General features: G+C 61.7%; 16 protein-coding genes. 8 read left to right on the top strand and 8 right to left on the bottom strand.

What is annotated here, in order from left to right:
* Positions 1-214: 214 nt before the first annotated feature.
* From rdgC to sugE, 3 genes are all read left to right on the top strand, one after another.
* Positions 215-1,135 (top strand): recombination-associated protein RdgC, encoded by a 921-nt coding sequence (rdgC, locus tag ACF8R3_RS00795; RefSeq protein ID WP_023533890.1) that lies wholly within the window; start codon positions 215-217, stop codon positions 1,133-1,135.
* Between the two features lie 113 nt (positions 1,136-1,248).
* Positions 1,249-2,214: a bile acid:sodium symporter family protein gene (locus ACF8R3_RS00790; RefSeq protein WP_392514621.1), complete on the top strand. Its 966-nt coding sequence runs from the start codon at positions 1,249-1,251 to the stop codon at positions 2,212-2,214.
* Between the two features lie 133 nt (positions 2,215-2,347).
* Complete coding sequence (sugE, locus tag ACF8R3_RS00785; RefSeq protein WP_058604169.1) at positions 2,348-2,665, top strand: quaternary ammonium compound efflux SMR transporter SugE; 318 nt, start codon at positions 2,348-2,350, stop codon at positions 2,663-2,665.
* 24 nt (positions 2,666-2,689) lie between these two features.
* Here sugE and ACF8R3_RS00780 read toward each other — a convergent pair whose 3' ends face one another.
* From ACF8R3_RS00780 to ACF8R3_RS00765, 4 genes are all read right to left on the bottom strand, one after another.
* Positions 2,690-4,567, bottom strand: coding sequence for an MFS transporter (locus ACF8R3_RS00780; RefSeq protein WP_392514619.1), 1,878 nt, complete (start codon positions 4,565-4,567; stop codon positions 2,690-2,692).
* Positions 4,568-4,780: 213 nt separating this feature from the next.
* The gene (locus tag ACF8R3_RS00775; protein ID WP_197844496.1) at positions 4,781-5,614 is read right to left on the bottom strand and encodes an amidohydrolase; all 834 of its coding nucleotides are present in this window, start codon (positions 5,612-5,614) and stop codon (positions 4,781-4,783) included.
* A gap of 21 nt (positions 5,615-5,635) precedes the next feature.
* Positions 5,636-6,904, bottom strand: coding sequence for an MFS transporter (locus ACF8R3_RS00770; protein WP_027915771.1), 1,269 nt, complete (start codon positions 6,902-6,904; stop codon positions 5,636-5,638).
* Between the two features lie 125 nt (positions 6,905-7,029).
* A complete protein-coding gene (locus ACF8R3_RS00765) occupies positions 7,030-7,761 on the bottom strand; it encodes a GntR family transcriptional regulator (protein WP_058638024.1) in 732 nt (243 codons plus the stop codon).
* A gap of 233 nt (positions 7,762-7,994) precedes the next feature.
* Between ACF8R3_RS00765 and ACF8R3_RS00760 the strand changes: the two genes are divergently transcribed.
* Positions 7,995-11,468: a NahK/ErcS family hybrid sensor histidine kinase/response regulator gene (locus ACF8R3_RS00760; RefSeq protein WP_392514617.1), complete on the top strand. Its 3,474-nt coding sequence runs from the start codon at positions 7,995-7,997 to the stop codon at positions 11,466-11,468.
* Here the strand turns inward: ACF8R3_RS00760 and rmuC are convergent.
* Positions 11,440-12,810 (bottom strand): DNA recombination protein RmuC, encoded by a 1,371-nt coding sequence (gene rmuC, locus ACF8R3_RS00755; protein WP_178091301.1) that lies wholly within the window; start codon positions 12,808-12,810, stop codon positions 11,440-11,442. The genes ACF8R3_RS00760 and rmuC overlap by 29 nt on opposite strands.
* Positions 12,811-13,012: 202 nt before the next feature.
* A complete protein-coding gene (locus ACF8R3_RS00750) occupies positions 13,013-13,429 on the bottom strand; it encodes a sel1 repeat family protein (protein ID WP_197844494.1) in 417 nt (138 codons plus the stop codon).
* Positions 13,430-14,368: 939 nt separating this feature from the next.
* Between ACF8R3_RS00750 and ACF8R3_RS00745 the strand changes: the two genes are divergently transcribed.
* From ACF8R3_RS00745 to ACF8R3_RS00735, 3 genes are all read left to right on the top strand, one after another.
* Positions 14,369-14,593, top strand: coding sequence for a hypothetical protein (locus tag ACF8R3_RS00745; RefSeq protein WP_027915766.1), 225 nt, complete (start codon positions 14,369-14,371; stop codon positions 14,591-14,593).
* 250 nt (positions 14,594-14,843) lie between these two features.
* The gene (locus ACF8R3_RS00740) at positions 14,844-15,326 is read left to right on the top strand and encodes a hypothetical protein (protein WP_058604161.1); all 483 of its coding nucleotides are present in this window, start codon (positions 14,844-14,846) and stop codon (positions 15,324-15,326) included.
* A gap of 144 nt (positions 15,327-15,470) precedes the next feature.
* Complete coding sequence (locus ACF8R3_RS00735) at positions 15,471-16,736, top strand: OmpP1/FadL family transporter (protein WP_058604160.1); 1,266 nt, start codon at positions 15,471-15,473, stop codon at positions 16,734-16,736.
* Positions 16,737-16,776: 40 nt separating this feature from the next.
* Here the strand turns inward: ACF8R3_RS00735 and ACF8R3_RS00730 are convergent, their stop codons facing one another.
* Positions 16,777-17,706, bottom strand: coding sequence for a LysR family transcriptional regulator (locus ACF8R3_RS00730; protein WP_058638018.1), 930 nt, complete (start codon positions 17,704-17,706; stop codon positions 16,777-16,779).
* Positions 17,707-17,821: 115 nt separating this feature from the next.
* Between ACF8R3_RS00730 and ACF8R3_RS00725 the strand changes: the two genes are divergently transcribed.
* Positions 17,822-18,079, top strand: a complete 258-nt coding sequence (locus tag ACF8R3_RS00725; protein ID WP_078478963.1) for a DUF2798 domain-containing protein — start codon at positions 17,822-17,824, stop codon at positions 18,077-18,079.
* Between the two features lie 88 nt (positions 18,080-18,167).
* On the opposite strand, the gene ACF8R3_RS00720 is transcribed toward ACF8R3_RS00725, so the two are convergent.
* Positions 18,168-18,362 (bottom strand): hypothetical protein (locus ACF8R3_RS00720; protein ID WP_392514615.1); only part of this gene is annotated, 195 nt, incomplete at its 5' end.

The following is an 18,362-nucleotide window of genomic DNA, read 5'->3' as shown; positions in this document are numbered from 1 at the left end:
TCGTCTCGGTGTGGGGCGCATTCTACGGACGGTCCTGCCCCCTGGCAAGCACTTTCTTTCACTTTATCTCGAAAAAAGTACAGATCTTTCAACAACCTAGCGCAGCGGCCCGATTTCGTTCGGTTTGTGCACTGCTGGCCCTCTGACAGGGTTGGCCTTCCGGGGCTGGTAGGAGAATAATGCCCGCCTTATGCATTAATGAGAGACTCCCCCGATGTGGTTCAAGAACCTGCTGACCTACCGCCTGACCCAGGACGTCCCCTTCGAGCCTGAAGCCCTGGAGGCTGCCCTGGCCAGCAAGCCAGCCCGTCCGTGCGCCAGCCAGGAGCTGACCACCTACGGTTTCGTCGCCCCGTTCGGCAAGGGCGAAGATGCGCCGCTGGTCCATGTCAGCGGTGATTACCTGCTGATCGCCGCCCGCAAGGAAGAACGTATTCTGCCCAGCAGCGTGGTCAATGACGCGGTCAAGGAAAAGGTCGAGGAGATCGAGACCGAACAGATGCGCAAGGTCTACAAGAAGGAGCGTGACCAGATCAAGGACGAGATCATTCAGGCCTTCCTGCCCCGCGCCTTCATTCGCCGCTCCATGATCTTTGCGGCCATTGCCCCGCGCCTTGGGGTGATTCTGGTCAACTCGGCCAGCGCCAAGCGCGCCGAAGACCTGCTGTCCACCCTGCGTGAAGTGATGGGCTCGCTGCCCGTGCGGCCGGCCACCGTCAAGATCGCCCCGGTGGCCACCATGACCGACTGGGTCAAGTCCCAGAAGGCCGCCGAAGGCTTCTATGTGCTGGACGAATGCGAGCTGCGCGACACGGCCGAAGATGGCGGCATCGTGCGCTGCAAGCGCCAGGACCTGACCGGCGAGGAAATCCAGCTGCACCTGAGCACCGGCAAGGTGGTGACCCAGCTCGCCCTGGCCTGGCAGGACAAGCTGTCGTTCGTACTGGACGACAAGATGGTCATCAAGCGCCTGAAATTCGAGGAACTGCTGCAGGAGCAGGCCGAGCAGGATGGCGGTGACGAGGCCGCGCAGCAGTTCGACGCCAGCTTCCAGCTGATGATGATGACATTTGCAGAGTTCCTGCCCGTGCTCTTCGAAGCCCTGGGCGGCGAAGAGATCCCGCAAGGGGTGTGAGCCCGCTGAGGGTTGGCAGTACCCATGATGCGTGAGGGCGGCACCGTTGCCGCACCTCATCCCCTGCCTGCAGCGCAAATGCCCGGGCATGCAGTCGAACTGGAGATCACCCCATGCGCGCCCTCGCCACCTTGAGTCGATTCGTCGGCAACACCTTTGCATTGTGGGTATTGGTGTTCGCCGTGCTGGCCTTCCTGCAACCGCAATGGTTCATTGGGTTGAAGGTGGCCATCGTGCCCTTGCTGGGGCTGGTGATGTTCGGGATGGGCCTTACCCTCAAGCTCGACGACTTCGCCGCCCTCGCCCGCCAACCCTGGCGGGTCATGCTGGGGGTGGTCGCGCATTTCGTGATCATGCCGGGCATGGCCTGGCTGCTGTGCCAGTTGTTCCAGCTACCACCGCAGATTGCCGTGGGCGTGATCCTGGTCGGCTGCTGCCCGAGCGGCACGGCTTCGAACGTGATGGTGTGGCTGTCGCGCGGCGACCTGGCGCTGGCCGTGGCCATCGCTGGCGTCACCACGCTGCTGGCGCCACTGCTGACGCCTGCGCTGATCTGGTTCCTGGCCTCGGCCTGGCTTCCGGTGTCCTTCATGGACATGTTCTGGTCGATCCTGCAACTGGTCATGCTCCCGATCGTGCTCGGCGTGCTGGCCCAACGCCTGCTGGGTGAGCGTGTGCAGACTGCGGTTCAGATCCTGCCACTGGTGTCGGTGGTGAGCATCGTGCTGATCGTGTGCGCCGTGGTGGCCGCCAGCCAGGCGAAGATCGCCGAGTCGGGGCTCCTGATCATGGCAGTTGTCATCTTGCACAACAGCTTCGGTTATTTGCTGGGGTACATCACCGGCAAGCTGTGCAAACTGCCCTTGGCCCAGCGCAAGTCGCTGGCGCTGGAGGTGGGCATGCAGAACTCCGGGTTGGGGGCAGCTCTTGCCGCTGCACATTTTTCGCCCCTGGCCGCCGTGCCCAGCGCATTGTTCAGCGTTTGGCACAATATTTCCGGGGCGCTGCTTTCCACCTGGTTCCGACGTCTGGAGGACACCCCTTCCGACGGCGAGGACGCAAAACGCGTCAGACACTGACAGGCGATTGGCCTGCAGGCTTGCCCGCAAGACCCTAGATGTGCACCATGGGCCTACGGTGAGGACGACCTCACGACGCCCAGCGTGATCACCCAGGGGACGGCCCCATCACTTGCAACGATGGAGACGCATCATGTCCTGGATCATCCTGTTCTTCGCCGGCCTGTTCGAGGTCGGCTGGGCCGTTGGCCTCAAATATACTGACGGCTTCAGCAAGCCACTGCCCACCGCGCTCACGGTTGCCGCCATGGCCGTCAGCCTCGGTCTGTTGGGCCTGGCGATGAAAGAGCTGCCGCTGGGCACGGCCTATGCCATCTGGACCGGCGTCGGCGCCGTGGGCACCGTGATCGCCGGCATCATCCTGTTCGGTGAGTCCATGGCGCTGGTTCGACTGGTCAGCGTGGCGCTGATCGTGTGCGGCCTGGTTGGCCTCAAGGTCAGCGCCAGCTGATACCGGTCAGCTGGCCAGGCGCGCTCAGCGGTTGCCTGCGCGCAGGCCAATGACCTGCTCGCGCAGCCGCTCCGGCAGCGCGTCCTGTGCAGGGATGGCGCTGCCTGCCACGACAGTCACCCGGGACCACATTCTTCTGAAAAACCCTTTGGCCGGGTCGCGACTGAAGAAACTGCCCCATAGCCCTTGCAGCGCCAGGGGAATCACTGGCACGGGCGTCTGTTCAAGAATATGGCTCAGGCCGCCCTTGAACACGTCGATCTCACCGTCCCCTGTCAATTTGCCCTCGGGAAAGATGCACACAAGCTCGCCGTCAGCCAGGTAACGGGCAATGCGGGTGAAGGCGCGCTCGTACGTCGCCAGGTCCTCGCTACGCCCGGCAATGGGTATGGCGCCCGCGGTGCGAAACACGAAGTTCAACACGGGCAGGTTGTAGATCTTGTAGTACATGACGAAACGAATAGGACGGCGTATGGCGCCAGCGAGCAACAGGGCATCGACGAACGACACGTGGTTGCACACCAGCAATGCCGCGCCTTCATCGGGAATGTGCTGCAACCCCTGGTGCTTGACGCGGTACATCGAGTGACTGAGCAGCCAGATGAGAAACCGCATGGTGAATTCGGGCACGATGCTGAATATGTAGGCGTTGACGGCGATGTTCAGCAGCGAGACGACCAAAAACAGCTGGGGAATGTCCAGCCCAGCCACGCCCAGCAAAACCATGGTCAACAGGGCCGACACCACCATGAACAATGCATTGAGGATGTTGTTGGCAGCGATCACCCGCGCGCGCTCGTCCACGGCCGTGCGTGACTGAATCAACGCGTACAGCGGCACGATATAGAACCCGCCGAACACCCCGAGCCCGACGATGGACAGCAGAATCCACCACGCTTGGTGCAGGCCCAGCAGGTCGAGCCAGTCATGGGCGCTGGCGGCGCTCGGCACATCCCCGGAATGCCACCACCACAGCAGGCCGAACACGGTCAGGCCGAAGGAGCCGAACGGCACCAGGCCGATTTCCACCTTGCGCCCGCTCAGGCGCTCACACAACAAGGAACCCAGGGCGATGCCCACCGAGAACAGCGTCAGCACCAAGGTGACCACGGTGCCATCGCCGTGCAGCCAGTCTTTGGCGTAGGCCGGGATCTGGGTCAGGTAAATAGCACCGACGAACCAGAACCAGGAGTTGCCGACGATCGAGCGCGATACCGCAGGCGGCTGGGCAAGGCCCATGCGCAGGATGGTCCACGACTGCCTGAAGATGTTCCAGTCCAGCTTCATGTGCGGTGAGGCAGCAGCGGCGCGGGGAATCCAGCGGCTGGCCAGGTAGCCCAGTACAGCAGTGCCCACTACGCCCCCGGCTACCACCGTGGCGTAGTTTTCGGCTGACATCATTACCCCGGCGCCGATGGTGCCGGCGAGGATGGCCAGGAAGGTGCCCGTCTCCACCAGCCCATTGCCGCCGACCAGCTCTTGCTCGCGCAGCGCCTGGGGCAGGATCGAGTACTTCACCGGCCCGAACAGCGCCGAATGGGTACCCATGCCGAACAAGGCCACCAGCATGAGGGCCAGGTGATTGGTCGCAAACCCCAGCGCGCCGACCGACATGATGCCGATCTCCGCCAGCTTGATCACCCGAATGAGCGCGTCCTTGGGAAACTTCTCCCCGAACTGCCCACCCAGCGCCGAGAAAAGAAAGAACGGCAGGATGAACAGCAAGGCACACAGATTGACCCAGATGGACCGGTCACCGTCCCCGAGGCTCAGCTTGAACAGGATGGCCAGGATCAGCGACTGCTTGAACAGGTTGTCGTTGAACGCACCGAGCGACTGGGTAATGAAAAAAGGCAGGAAGCGCCGTTTGCCGAGCAAGGTGAATTGCGAGGAATGACTCATCGTCCTTGGTCCTGGATTGAGGTTCAGCCGTGATGGCAGTCGTCAGCGGATGACCAGGGTTAGGCCCGCGCCGACAGCGGTAGCCTGCCTCTGTACACGCAGGCAAGCAAGGGCTGTGACGAGCAGGCCAGCCGCCCTTTGGAGCGTCAGCGCCTCAACGCCCCGTCGCCGGGCTGTTTGCCAAGGACGCTGGTCGATGATGCCTTGCTCGGCTCAAGCGAAGCCAAACAGCTTTCTGGCCGTATCGACCAGCAGCGCCTGACGCAGCTGAGCCGAGCACCCCAGTGCCTCGAATTGCTCGAGGGCCTGGCCAAAACTCATCGCTCTTTCATGCTGCGTGTGCGGCCAGTCGCTGCCCCACATCAGGCGCTCGGCCCCATAATGCGCTTCCAGCGCGCCCAGCGCCTGGCGGGCGAACAGCACGTTCTGCTCGGGCGAGCCTTCCAGACGGTAGATACCGGAAACCTTCACCCAGACATTACCCTGCCCGCCCAGGGTCAGCAGCTCGGCGAAACCCGCTTGCCCCAGCCCGTTGCGCGCATCGGGCCTTCCCAGGTGGTCGATGACGATATCCAGCCCATACGGTTGCAGCGCCCGCACCAGGGTGGGAATGTCCGCCAGGTGTCGATGCAGCTCGACGTGCCAGCCCAGCTCGGCCATGCATTCGAAGCGATGGCGCCACTGCGGGGCCGCAAGGTCCGGTAGCGGTTGCCCCATGAGGTTCAGGCGCACGCCTCTGACCCCTAGCTGGTCCATCCGGATGAGGGTTTGGCGGGCAGCGTCCGGCTCAAGCATCACCACCCCCCGCAGGCGCCCCTGAGCGGCCTGCAGAGCGCCCAGCAGATAGCCATTGTCGGCACCCAGGAAACTGGGCTGTACCAGAACGCCATGACTGAAACCGTGCGCCTGCAACTGGCTGAGATAGTCAGCCAACGGCGCATCGTACGCGGGGGCATAACGGCGCTCGCGCGCCAGTGTCAGCCCTTGGCTGAACACGTGGGCATGGCTGTCGATGGCAATAACGGAGCAAGTAGGGTCGTGAGGCATGTCTTTGATCTATAGGTCAGGTTACTGGGCGGCCACACCGGGTGCTTGCGGGGCAGGTTCGAGGTTGCGGCCGCGTGTTTCTGGCAGGCACAGCGCGGCGATCACCGCCACGCCGTAGGCGATGCCGGCATCGATGCCGATGGCGGTACCCAGCGACATGGATTCGCTCATGTGTCCGACCAGGAATGGGAAGACAGCCGAGAGCACACGGCCGAAGTTGTAGCAGAAGCCCACCCCTGCTCCGCGCACGTCGGCAGGGTACAGCTCGTTGAAGAAGGCGCCGAGGCTTGCCGGAATACCGGCTGCGAAGAAGCCCAACGGGAAACCCAGGAACAGCATCTGGGTGTTGCTCAACGGGAAGAAGACATAGGCCTGAACCGTCAGCACGCAGCACAGCGCAAACAGCAGGATGTTGCGACGCCTGCCGATGCGATCGATCAGCAGCCCGCTGACGACACAGCCACACCAGAACGCGAAGATGATCACCGCCAGGTAGCCACCGGAATTGAGCACCGACAGGTTGCGTTCGGTCTTGAGGAAGGTCGGCAGCCAGGTCATCACCGCATGGTAGCCACCATGCGCCCCGAGGCCCAGCAAGCCGCCCAGCAGCGTGACACGCAGCAGTTCAGGGCGAAAGATCCCGGCCATCGAGGCGAAGAAGCCCTGGGGAATGGCGTTCTGTTTCTGCAGGCGTTGAAAGCTGTCCGGTTCTGGCACGTTGCGACGCACCCAGATGATCAGCAACGACGGCAACAGGCCAACGAAGAACATCACACGCCAGGCGAATTCCTGCGGCACCAGCGAATAGATCAAGGTGAACAACGCCACCGCCAGGCCCCAGCCTACCGCCCAGGCGCTTTGCACCGTGCCCATGACCTTGCCGCGGTACTTGGGGTTGATGGTCTCGGCCATCAGCACGGCCCCGGCCGCCCACTCCCCACCAATGCCAAAGCCTTGCATGGCCTTGACGAACAGCAGTGGATAGAACCCTGTCACGAAAGCCGAGAGGAACGTGAAGCAGGAGAACCACAGGATCATCCATTGCAACGTGCGCACACGGCCGTACCGATCCGACAGGGTTCCGCCAAGCCAACCGCCGATCGCGGAGGTCACCAGGGTCAGGCCGCTGATCAGGCCCGCATCGCCTTTGGACAGCGAGAAAGCCGCGATCAGCGCGGGAATGGCCAGGCCGAACATCTGCACTTCCAGCGCATCGAGCGACCAGCCCCCAAAACAGGCCCAGAAGGTCTTGCGTTCGCGCGATGTTATTTGGCGGTACCAGCTGAACATGATTTTTATCCTTTTAATGGTGAGGGGTACGCTCGGTTGCATGCAGCGCAGGCAACCGAGCAGGCGAAGCCACTGCGCCCGGGTGACGGGGCGCAGGCAGGTAAAAAAAGGTTGAAACGGCGCGGTCAGCGAATATCGATGCGGTAACGGAAGTGCTGCGCGTGCCCTCGCGACCGGCGCCACTCCAGGGGCTTACCGGCGTAGTCACGGGCCAGCCGCTCGATCACCACGATCGGGCTGCCAGCCGGTACCTGCAGAAGGCGCCCGTGTACTTGATCCACGGCCTCGGCAGTCAGGGTCTCTTCGGCAGCAGCGACCACTTGCCCACACACCTGTTCGTAGATCGGGTAAAGCAACGGGCCCTTGCTATCCAGATCGGTCTCCAGCAGCAACTTAAACGGCTGGCGGGGCAGCCAGATGTCCTCGGCCAGCACGGGCTGGGCGTCGAGCAGACGAAGGCGCTGCAAGTGGATCACATCGGCTGCGGGGGCCAGCCCCAAGGCCTGGGCCACGGCAGACGGGGCCGCCACGACGTTCATTCCCAGGATGCGACTCATCGGCACGACACGCTCGCCGTTGACCGCCTCAAAGCGGAAGAAGCGAAACAGCGAGGATTGGAACTGTGGACGGCGGATGAAGGTGCCTCGCCCCTGCTGACGCTCAAGCACGCCTTCGGCCACCAGCGCATCGATGGCCTTGCGCACGGTGCCTACCGACAGGTCGAATTCGGTCGCCAGCGCAGCCTCGGTGGGAATCGCTTCACCGGGGTGCCAGCGATTGTTGGCAATCTGGGCTAACAGATGGTCGCGTAGCTGTTGGTAGCGTGGCAGTCGTGTGTCGCTGGCGAGTGGAAGCATGGGCGTGTTCTCGTCTTGTTATATATACATCTATATGAATTTTTCGGGAGTATTTGCTTCGCGGCATCATCTGTCAATCCTCCATCGGTCAACTGGCTTCGCCCGAGCCTGCAATTGGGGGCGTCATGCTGCGACCACCTGCCACTGCGACCATCGTCTGCGCTGACGGCGCGCCACCTGTCGTGCCAGACTGGTTGACCGGGCCTCGTTATCCATTAAGCGTCGGAGTCACCATGTCGTTGTCCAGCGGGCTGATCGCCGCGGTCGCCCTGGCCTATATGGCCGTCATGTTCGCCATCGCCTTCTATGGCGACCGGCGCAGCACCCCATTGCCGCCCAAATTGCGTGCCTGGGTGTACAGCCTGTCGCTGGCGGTGTATTGCACCAGCTGGACGTTCTTCGGCGCGGTCGGACAAGCGGCCGAGCAGCTGTGGGCATTCCTGCCGATCTACCTGGGGCCGGTATTGCTCCTGGTCTTCGCACCCTGGGTGGTGCAGAAGATGGTGCTGATCAGCAAACAGCAGAACATCACTTCCATCGCCGACTTCATCGCCGCCCGCTACGGCAAGTCCCAGACGCTGGCCGTGGTGGTGGCCCTGATCTGCCTGGTGGGGGTGCTGCCCTACATCGCCTTGCAGCTCAAGGGCATCGTACTGGGCGTCAACCTGTTGATCGGCGCCAGTGCAGACGCCACCGGCACACGCGTACAGGACACAGCGCTAGTGGTGTCGCTGGTGCTGGCGTTGTTCGCCATCGTATTCGGCACGCGCAGCCTGGATGTCACCGAGCACCACCGGGGCATGGTGCTGGCGATCGCGTTCGAGTCGTTGATCAAGCTGCTGGCGTTTCTGGCCGTGGGGATCTTCGTCGTCTTTAACCTCTACGATGGGTTCGATGACCTGTTCACCCAGGCGCGCCAGTCCATCGAACTGCACGATTACTGGACGGAGACCATCAACTGGCCGTCGATGGTGGTCCAGACGGCCGTTGCCATGATGGCCATCATCTGCCTGCCACGGCAGTTTCATGTGACCGTTGTGGAAAACATCGAGCCGCAGGACATGCGCCTGGCACGCTGGGTGTTCCCGATTTACCTGGCCCTGGCCGCCCTGTTCGTGGTGCCCATCGCCCTGGCGGGGCAGATGCTGCTGCCGGGTACGGTGATATCGGACTCATTCGTGATCAGCCTGCCCCTGGCCGAGGCACACCCCAGCCTGGCGCTGCTGGCATTCATCGGTGGCGCGTCAGCTGCTACCGGCATGGTCATCGTCGAAGCGGTAGCGCTGTCGACCATGGTGTCCAACGACATGCTGCTGCCCTGGTTGCTGCGTCGCAACAACGCCGAGCGACCATTCGAGGTGTTCCGGCACTGGATGCTTTCGGTTCGGCGGGTCACCATCGTGGTCATCCTGCTGCTGGCGTACGTCAGTTACCGCCTGCTGGGCTCCACGGCCAGCCTGGCGACCATCGGCCAGATCGCGTTCGCCGCCGTGACCCAATTGACGCCCGCCATGCTCGGCGCGCTGTACTGGAAGCAGGCCAACCGCCGGGGCGTTTTTGCAGGCCTGGCGGCGGGTATTTTCCTGTGGTTCTACACCCTGGTGCTGCCCATCGCCGCCCACAGCCTGGGCTGGTCGCTGCAGGTGTTTCCAGGGTTGGCGTGGTTGCATGGCAACCCGTTGAATCTGCCGATCAGCCCGCTGACCCAAGGCGTGGTGCTGTCGCTTGCCGGCAACTTCACCCTGTTTGCCTGGGTCTCGCTGCTGTCGCGTACCCGCGTGTCCGAGCATTGGCAAGCGGGCCGCTTCATTGGCCAGCAGACCAGCGCCCGCCCCAGCAGCAAGCCGCTGCTGGCGGTGCAGATCGACGACCTGCTGACCCTGGCGTCGCGTTTCGTGGGTGAGGAGCGCGCGCGGCAGAGCTTCATTCGGTTCGCCTATCGCCAGGGCAAGGGCTTCAACCCCAACCAGAACGCCGACGGTGACTGGATCGAACACACCGAGCGGTTGTTGGCCGGTGTCCTGGGCAGTTCGTCTACCCGTGCAGTGGTCAAGGCAGCCATCGAGGGCCGCGACATGCAGCTCGAAGACGTGGTGCGCATTGCCGATGAAGCGAGCGAGGTGCTGCAGTTCAACCGGGCGTTGCTGCAGGGCGCCATCGAGAACATCAACCAGGGCATCAGTGTGGTCGACCAGAACCTGCACCTGGTGGCCTGGAACCGGCGTTACCTTGAGCTGTTCAATTACCCGGACGGGCTGATCAGCGTGGGACGGCCCATTGCCGACATCATTCGCTATAACGCTGAGCGCGGCCTGTGCGGCCCAGGGGAAGCCCAGGTGCACGTGGCCCGGCGTCTGCACTGGATGCGCCAGGGCCGGGCTCACTCGTCCGAGCGGCTGTTCCCCAATGGGCGCGTGATCGAGTTGATCGGCAACCCGATGCCAGGTGGCGGTTTCGTCATGAGCTTTACCGACATCACGCCGTTTCGCGAAGCCGAGCAAGCGCTGCGCCACGCCAACGAGAGCCTTGAGCAACGCGTGGCAGAGCGCACCTACGAGCTGTCGCAACTGAACCAGGCGCTGACCGAAGCCAAGAGCCATGCCGAAGCGGTCAGCCAGTCCAAGACCCGCTTCCTGGCTGCGGTCAGCCACGACCTGATGCAGCCGCTCAACGCCGCCAGGCTGTTTTCTGCGGCCTTGTCGCAGCAAGCCGAAGGCATGACCGAAGAAGCCCGGCAACTGGTCCGGCACATGGACAGTTCACTGCGTTCGGCCGAGGAGCTGATCAGCGACCTGCTGGACATCTCGCGCCTGGAAAACGGCAAGATCACCCCCGACGCCAAGCCGTTTGCCCTGAACGAGCTGTTCGACACCCTTGGGGCGGAATTCAAGGTGTTGGCTGCCGAGAAAGGCCTGGCGTTTCGTCTGCGCGGTAGCCGCCTGCGGGTCAACAGTGACATCAAACTGCTGCGCCGTGTGCTGCAGAACTTCCTCACCAACGCCCTGCGCTATGGCAAGAGCCCGATCCTGCTGGGGGCTCGCCGCCAGGGCGAGCGCCTGTGGCTGGAAGTCTGGGACAGGGGGCCCGGCATCGCCGACGACAAGCTGCACGTGATCTTCCAGGAGTTCAAACGCCTGGACAGCCATCAGACCCGCGCCGAAAAAGGCCTGGGCCTGGGCCTGGCGATCGCTGACGGACTGTGCCGGGTCCTGGGCCACACACTGGAGGTACGTTCCTGGCCAGGCAAGGGGACAGTGTTCCGCGTAAGCGTACCGATCTCTCAACAACCAGCCCTCGTCACCTCGGCGGTAGAGCAGCGCAGCGAGCCGCTGGCCGGGCTGCAGGTGCTGTGCGTCGACAACGAAGACAGCATCCTGATTGGCATGAACAGCCTGCTCAGCCGCTGGGGCTGCCAGGTGTGGACCGCACGCAGCCGCAGCGAGTGCGAGGCGCTGCTGGCCGAGGGCATGCGTCCGCACCTGGCCTTGGTGGACTACCACCTGGATGAAGGCGACACCGGCACGCGCTTGATGGGCTGGCTACGCACTCGGTTGGGCGAACCGGTGCCTGGGGTGGTCATCAGCGCCGACGGCAGCAAGGAAACCGTCGCACTGGTGCATGCCGCAGGCCTGGACTATCTGCCCAAGCCGGTGAAGCCCGCTGCCTTGCGGGCCCTGCTCAACCGTCATCTGAGCCTGGTGCAGTAAGCGCCTGGTCGGGCGCTTCATCGGCGAAGGCGCGTTCGAGCAAGTCGGGCGCCAGGCTTTTGCTGGCCCGGGCGCCGAGCAGCTTGAGCTGCTCGCTGCGACTGACCAGGTTGCCGCGCCCTTCGCACAGTTTGTTACGGGCTGCCGCGTAGGCCTTGTCCACCTGTTGCAGGCGGCTGCCCAGTTCATCCAGGTCTTGGATAAACAGCACGAACTTGTCGTACAGCCACCCGGCACGTTCGGCGATTTCCCGGGCGTTCTGGCCTTGGCGTTCCTGCTTCCACAAACTGTCTATCACCCGCAACGTGGCCAGTAAGGTGGTGGGGCTGACGATGACGATTTGCCGGTCGAAGGCTTCCTGGAACAGGTTGGGCTCGGCCTGCAACGCCGCCGAGAACGCGGCCTCGATGGGCACGAACAGCAGCACGAAATCCAGGCTGTGCAGGCCTTCGAGACGGCTGTAGTCCTTGCTTGACAGGCCCTTGACGTGACTGCGCAGGGACTGGACGTGCTGCTTGAGCGCCGCCTCGTCGTTGCCTGACACGAACTGCTGGTAGGCCGTCAGGCTTACCTTGGCATCGACCACCACCTGTTTGTTGCCCGGCAACATGATCAGCACATCGGGCTGGAAGCGCTCACCGTCAGCGCTCTTGAGGCTGACCTGCGTCTGGTACTCCCTGCCCTTTTCGAGCCCTGCGTGTTCGAGCACGCGCTCCAGGATCAGCTCGCCCCAGTTACCCTGGGTTTTCTGCCCCTTGAGCGCCTGGGTGAGGTTGGTCGCTTCATCGGACAGGCGCAGGTTCAGTTGCTGCAGGCGCTCGAGCTCCTTGCCCAGCGAAAAGCGCTCGCGGGCTTCCTGCTGGTAGCTTTCCTCGACACGTTTTTCGAACGCCTGGATGCGCTCCTTCAATGGGTCGAGCAGTTGGCCAAGGTGCTGCTGGCTGGTCTGGGCAAAGCGCTGTTCGCGCTCATCGAAGATCTTGGTGGCCATGTCGGCAAACTGGGCACGCAGGGTATCGCGGGCCTCCTGCAGGTCCTCGAGACGCTGCTGGTGGCTTTCCTGCTGCTCTCGCAGCTCGGCTTCCAGGCGTGCGGCCTGAGACTCCAGGCGGCGCTGCTCTGCCTCGCGGGTAGCGCGCTCCAGGTTCCAGGCATGGGCGGCGTCGCGGGCATTGTCCCGCTCGATCTGCAGCAGCTCCAGCTCTCGGCCCTGGGCTGCAAGCTGCGTCTGCTTGAGGGTATTGGCTTCGCTGAGGTCACTGACTTCATCACGACTGGCATCGAGTTGCGCCTGCAAACCGGCCTGGGCCAGCTGCGCTGCGTTCAGACGCTCCTCAAGCAAGGCACGCTCGCCATGCCGTGCCGCATGCCGACGCTGCAGCTGCATGACCCACACCAGGCACGGTACCGCGCCCGCCACCAAGCCCAGCAGAATGCTGGCCAGATCCACTGTCATGGCTACCCCGGTCACTGTCTGGCAAATTCGCTGAAGCTTAACAGCCTGACCGGCAGGTTGCCCGCGGCGTTGTCACATGCAGGAGTGATCAGCGCCCGAACCACTGACGCAGCAAACGGCGGGCCTCCTGGGATCCCTTCCCGGCCGCCAACTCCAGCCAGCTGCGAGCCTGCTCGGGCGCAGACGCCCGGCACGCTCGGGCATACTCCACCTGGGCGCGACAATCGCCTGCGCGTGCGGCCTGACGGAGCAGGTCATGGCCGATACGCCGATCACGGGCGCTGCCGCAGTCGCGGCAAAGCATCTGTCCCAGGCGGCTTTGAGCCACCACCACACCCTCGCGCGCTGGGCGCTTGAGCAACCGCCCAGCCAGGTGCTTGACCTGTGGTTTGTCGCCCAAACGCGAACTGTCGAGTAGCCACAGGGCAACTTTGAGCGTGAACCGTCCAGGGCGCTGTGCAGACGAGGGCATGGGGCTGGCGAGTTGTTTGCTGCGAGACTTCATGAGCGGCAGGTCAGGCAAATCGAAAAGCGCGCCACTCTACCGGTTTTTGACGTGCCGGCCTAATGCCGAGGACTTTTTTATAAAAATTTCATGTGATTGTTTCTTGACGTTTGCAAGACGATGGATGGTCATGCGAACTGGTCTGATTTTTGGCAAGACCCGAGACAATTTGGCGCCAACCCCGCACTAGAGCAAGCGGCGACGACAATCCACAGTTCCTGTGGATAAGTCGGTGGACAACACCCTATTCCCCCCCGCCAAGCCCCGAATTACGGGGGCTGCTGTCAAACTGACGATTTTTTCACCAACAAAAAATAGTGTTTTTTTTCATTGACTTAACTGGCCAGTCAAGTCATTGGCGACCGGAGCGGAAGGTAGGACGCGTTTGATACAAATCATCCTTTCGGTGTGAACAAGCCCCGGCCGGGCATCCGTTCGTGTGTCAGGCAGGCGTTCTAGGCATCCTCTAAGCGTGCTCTACCCCCTTCCCACCGGCAAAATTAAGGGCCATACTGCTCGGCTACCCAAGCGCTTCCAGGGCTTGCCTTCATTGAAAGGTTCAGGTAGGATGCGCCTCGTTAGTACCAAGCTGAAAGTCAATTCTGGCCAACAATGTCCTTGCAGATTCGCTTTCCCAACAGCGCGCTGCTGAAACCAGGACCGGCCCTTTCGATGACTCGCCCGCAGCCGATATGCTGCCGCGACATCCATCACGAGACTAATTGATCAGGATCCCGCACGAAGGCCCAGAACCTTGGCCCCGTGTGCTGCCTGTCCTCTGAAGTACCTACCAGTCAGCCCAAGCGCCCACTTTTGATTGCGCTCCTTCTGGCTGCTTTGTTCCAGCAGGTTCTCTCGTCCCTTAATAAAGACGTCACTGGAACGTTTCTATGATGCACGGATCTACTCCCCGTGTTTAATGCAGGAACCTCCAATAATATGCAAACTCAACATCAAATCCAGGCTGCAATCGGTACCCTATCCCAAGCGTTCTCGCCGCTGAAATGCTTGCTCGTTGCACCACGCAAGGGCAGCTTCAGCTTCACGCTGGTGGACGAACACGGTATCGCCTGCCACACCGAACGTCTGTACCACGAGCAGTACAGCCGCAGCGAACCGCTGCAGGCCGTTATCGCCCGTACCCGCCAGTCACTCACCGCGTGAGCGGTGAATGCTGCGGCATTCACCTGTCAGATACACCCCCCTCCCCGCTTGCCTGTACAAATCCAGCGTAATTGCCTTCGGGTATATCGCTCGGGTTGTCAGGCAGCAATCGATTTAAAAACAGCCCTTTACATCATTCTTATCACACTACACTTCAACTCGAGCGGTGCACGCCGCTTCCGGCGGGCCTGACCGTTCATCCAGCTGCCAAGCGCCTGCGCCCGTCGGTCTCTTACTGCTCGGGGGCACCATGGGTATTGCGGCCAAAGAATTACGTCAGCATGTCATCAGGCCCACACTGATCTACCTTGACCGCCACTGCGTCAGCGCCGAAATGTTGTTGCTCGGCATTGCTGCCTGCCAGTCGGCATTGGGGTCGGCGCTGCACGGTAGACGTGGGCATGGTCTCTTTCGCATAGATGACCAGCGTCATCGGACGCTCTGGGACGATTACCTGGCACGCGACCCCGACTTGGCCAGCCGTGTACGCGGCCTGGCCAGCCAGCATGCCTTCCTGGGCGGACCCGACCTGGAACTTACCGTGAACCTGCGCTACGCCACCGCCATTGCCTGGCTACTTGTCGAAGCCCAGGTTGTGACCTTGCCTGCAGTGGACGACCGGATAGGCCAGGCGCGCATCTGGCGTCAGATTTTCAACCCCCAAGGTCGCTTGCGAGACTTCACAGAAGCCTGGCAAGCCTGCGTGGATCAGAAACTGCCAGTGGCTTCTTGAGACGGTTCTTACAGACTCAACTGAGAAAAGGAATTTTAGTCGGATTGTCCTACAAAACCGCTCTATCTCCTGCGATTGCGCCTATAGCGCGGCGCGTGATTTGTTGGTAGCTTTTCGCCTCGGAGATCCCAAGGAGTTCTAATAATGAAAAAAGTAATGCTCAAAACCTCCCTTGGCGTTGCTGTTGCGCTCGCTTCGAGCCAACTGTTCGCCAGCGGCTTCGCGTTGAACGAACAAAGCGTCAGCAGCATGGGGACAGGTTTCGCGGGACGTTCCTCTTCTGCCGAGGATGCCAGCACCGTATACGGCAACCCGGCCGGCATGTCCCGCCTCAAGCGCCAGCAGGTCACCGTCGGTGGCGCAGCGGTCATCGCCAAAACCGATATCTCGGGGCCTGGCAGCAACCTTGGGGGGGAAACTGACGGTGACATGGTACCGGTGGTCGGCGTACCCATGGGTTACTACGTCAAGCCCATCGACGATCACTGGACCGTCGGCTTCGGTGTCTACGTGCCATTCGGTCTGGTCACCGACTACGGCAGTGACGACGCGGCGCGTTATTGGGGCAAGAAAAGCCACGTGGAAGTGGTGACATTCCAGCCTACCGTCAGCTACGCCTTCAATGACAAGGTGTCGATCGGCTTCGGCCCGACCTTCAACCGGATCAAGGGCGAACTGGGTTCCAACCTGATCAACCCGGCCACTCCCGGGCGCAACGACGGTGAAGTCAAGATCAAAGGCGACGACACGGCGGTCGGCTACAACATCGGCCTGATGGTGCAAGCCACCGACCGCACGCGCATCGGCCTGACCTATCACTCCATGGTCGACTACAAGCTCGAGGGCAAGACCAAGGTCAACACCCCGCTGATCGGACCTTTCAGCGGCAGCAAGTTCGATGCCTCGCTCAAGATCAAGACGCCGGAGTCGGTGGACCTTTCGGTCACTCATGAGCTCGACGATCAGTGGACGCTGTACGCCGGCAGCACTTGGACGCGCTGGAGCCGTCTGAAGGACATCACTGTACAGAACGATGTCCCGCGCCCATTGATCGGCTCAGCCTTCCAGACCATTTCGGAAGAACAGAACTGGCATGACACCTGGGCCCACGCCGTGGGTGCGTCGTACAAGGTCAACAAGGAGTGGGTGCTGCGCACCGGCTTCACCGTCGACCAGTCGCCGACCAACAACCAGGATCGCTCGCCGCGCATCCCCACAGGCGATCGCAAGATCTTCAGCCTGGGCGCCGGCTGGAGCCCGAGCGAGGACATGACCATCGACGTGGCGTATTCCTACCTGTGGGAAGAAGACACCAAGGTCAATCAGGTCAGCGCCACCAAGGGCGCCTACCGTGCCAAGTACGAGAACAGCGCGCACGGTGTAGGGGCATCCCTCACTTACCGCTTCTGATCATTCCCGCTACTGGAAAACCGCCCTCGTGGCGGTTTTTTCATGTTGGCACTTGCCAATCTTCGCCAAGACGGTCGCGCAGGTAATGCATGAAGGCGTTTACCTTGCTCGTGAGTGCGAAGCGATCGGCCACGCAGAGATAAACGTCCATGGGTTCTGTCTGCGCGTACGCCTGTCCGTCAGGGCTGTATTCGAACAGCGGCACCAGGGCACCGCAAGCCAGGTGCGGACGTGCAATGAACGCAGCCAGGCGAGTGATGCCGCCGTCATGCACCGCCATCTGCGTGAGCGCATCGATGTCGTCGCAGATGAGCACGTCGCCGAATTCGGGCTCCAGGCGCTGCCCATCACGCATGAACCCCCAACGCAACAGACGGCCATCGACCGGGTAGCGAAACACCAGACAACGGTGGTTGCGCAGGGCCTCTGGCGTTTGCGGTACACCGGCACTGGCCAGATACCCTGGCGCTGCACAGCAGACGAAAGGAATGCGGGCGATGTGCTTGGCGACCAGGTGCTCGTCCAGCTGGGGCGTGATGCGCAGGCTGACATCGATACCTTCACGTGCGTGGTCAACCTTTCTGTCGCTCATGACCAGCTCGATCGAGATACGCGGGTACAGCTCGCTGAACGCAGGTATCAGTGGCGCCAGGACGTGACGACCGAACGCGGAGGTCGAAGCGATGCACAGCCGACCTTGGGGCTCGGTTTCAGGCGTCATCACCGCTTGCTCAGCGCGCGCCAGGTCACGCTCTATCAGCCTGACATGCTTGTAGTACTGGGTGCCGGCGGGAGTCAGGGTCATGCGCCGCGTTGTGCGGGTCAGCAGGCGGACCTGCAGGTGTCCTTCAAGACGCGCCAGGTTCTGGCTCACGGCGGCTGGGCTGATGCCCAGGCTGCGGGCGCCCGCAGCAATACTTCCCGCTTCGACGACCTTGATGAAGCTGCGGATGGCGTTGAGCAGGTCCATGCTATGCCCTTGGGATTCGTAAGTTTTGCTTTATAAAGGACTAAGGCGCAGCGGTCTACTGGGGGAGCGCCGTGGGTTGATAGGGTAACGCCTCAATCGGACTCCAGGAGGTCGCATGACTGATGCCACTCAAAGCCGTCGCCGCAGACTGCATGTGAATGCCACGCCGTATGTGTTTGCCTTTTACATGTCGGCCATCATGGCGTTGCTGATGTGTTTCGTGATTACAGCAGCTAACGCCGGAATTGATCAGGATTATATAAGCAACGTGTTGAAAGCCTATCGATTGGCAATGCCGGTAGCCTTTGTTTGCGTGTTGATTGTAAGACCGATTGTGGGAAGGCTGGTTGCGATGACCGTGTATGCGGGTTGAATCGTGATGCAGCTGCCATTGTGGATAGATAGATAGATCATCAACAATTACTACCCAGGGCACTCTAGCCAATAAACCCCCGCAATAACTAACGCCAATTGCTCTTGCTCTTGCTCTTGCTCTTGCTCTTGCTCTTGCTCTTGCTCTTGATCTTGCTCTTGATCTTGATCTTGATCTTGATCTTGATCTTGATCTTGATCTTGATCTTGATCTTGATCTTGATCTTGATCTTGATCTTGATCTTGATCTTGATCTTGATCTTGATCTTGCTTTGGCTTTGGCT

Origin of the sequence: Pseudomonas sp. FYR_7, from assembly GCF_043106155.1 — a bacterium.
Taxonomy (GTDB): domain Bacteria; phylum Pseudomonadota; class Gammaproteobacteria; order Pseudomonadales; family Pseudomonadaceae; genus Aquipseudomonas; species Aquipseudomonas parafulva_B.
Note: the sequence above shows the minus strand (reverse complement) of the source record. Positions and strands in the feature narration are given on the sequence as shown.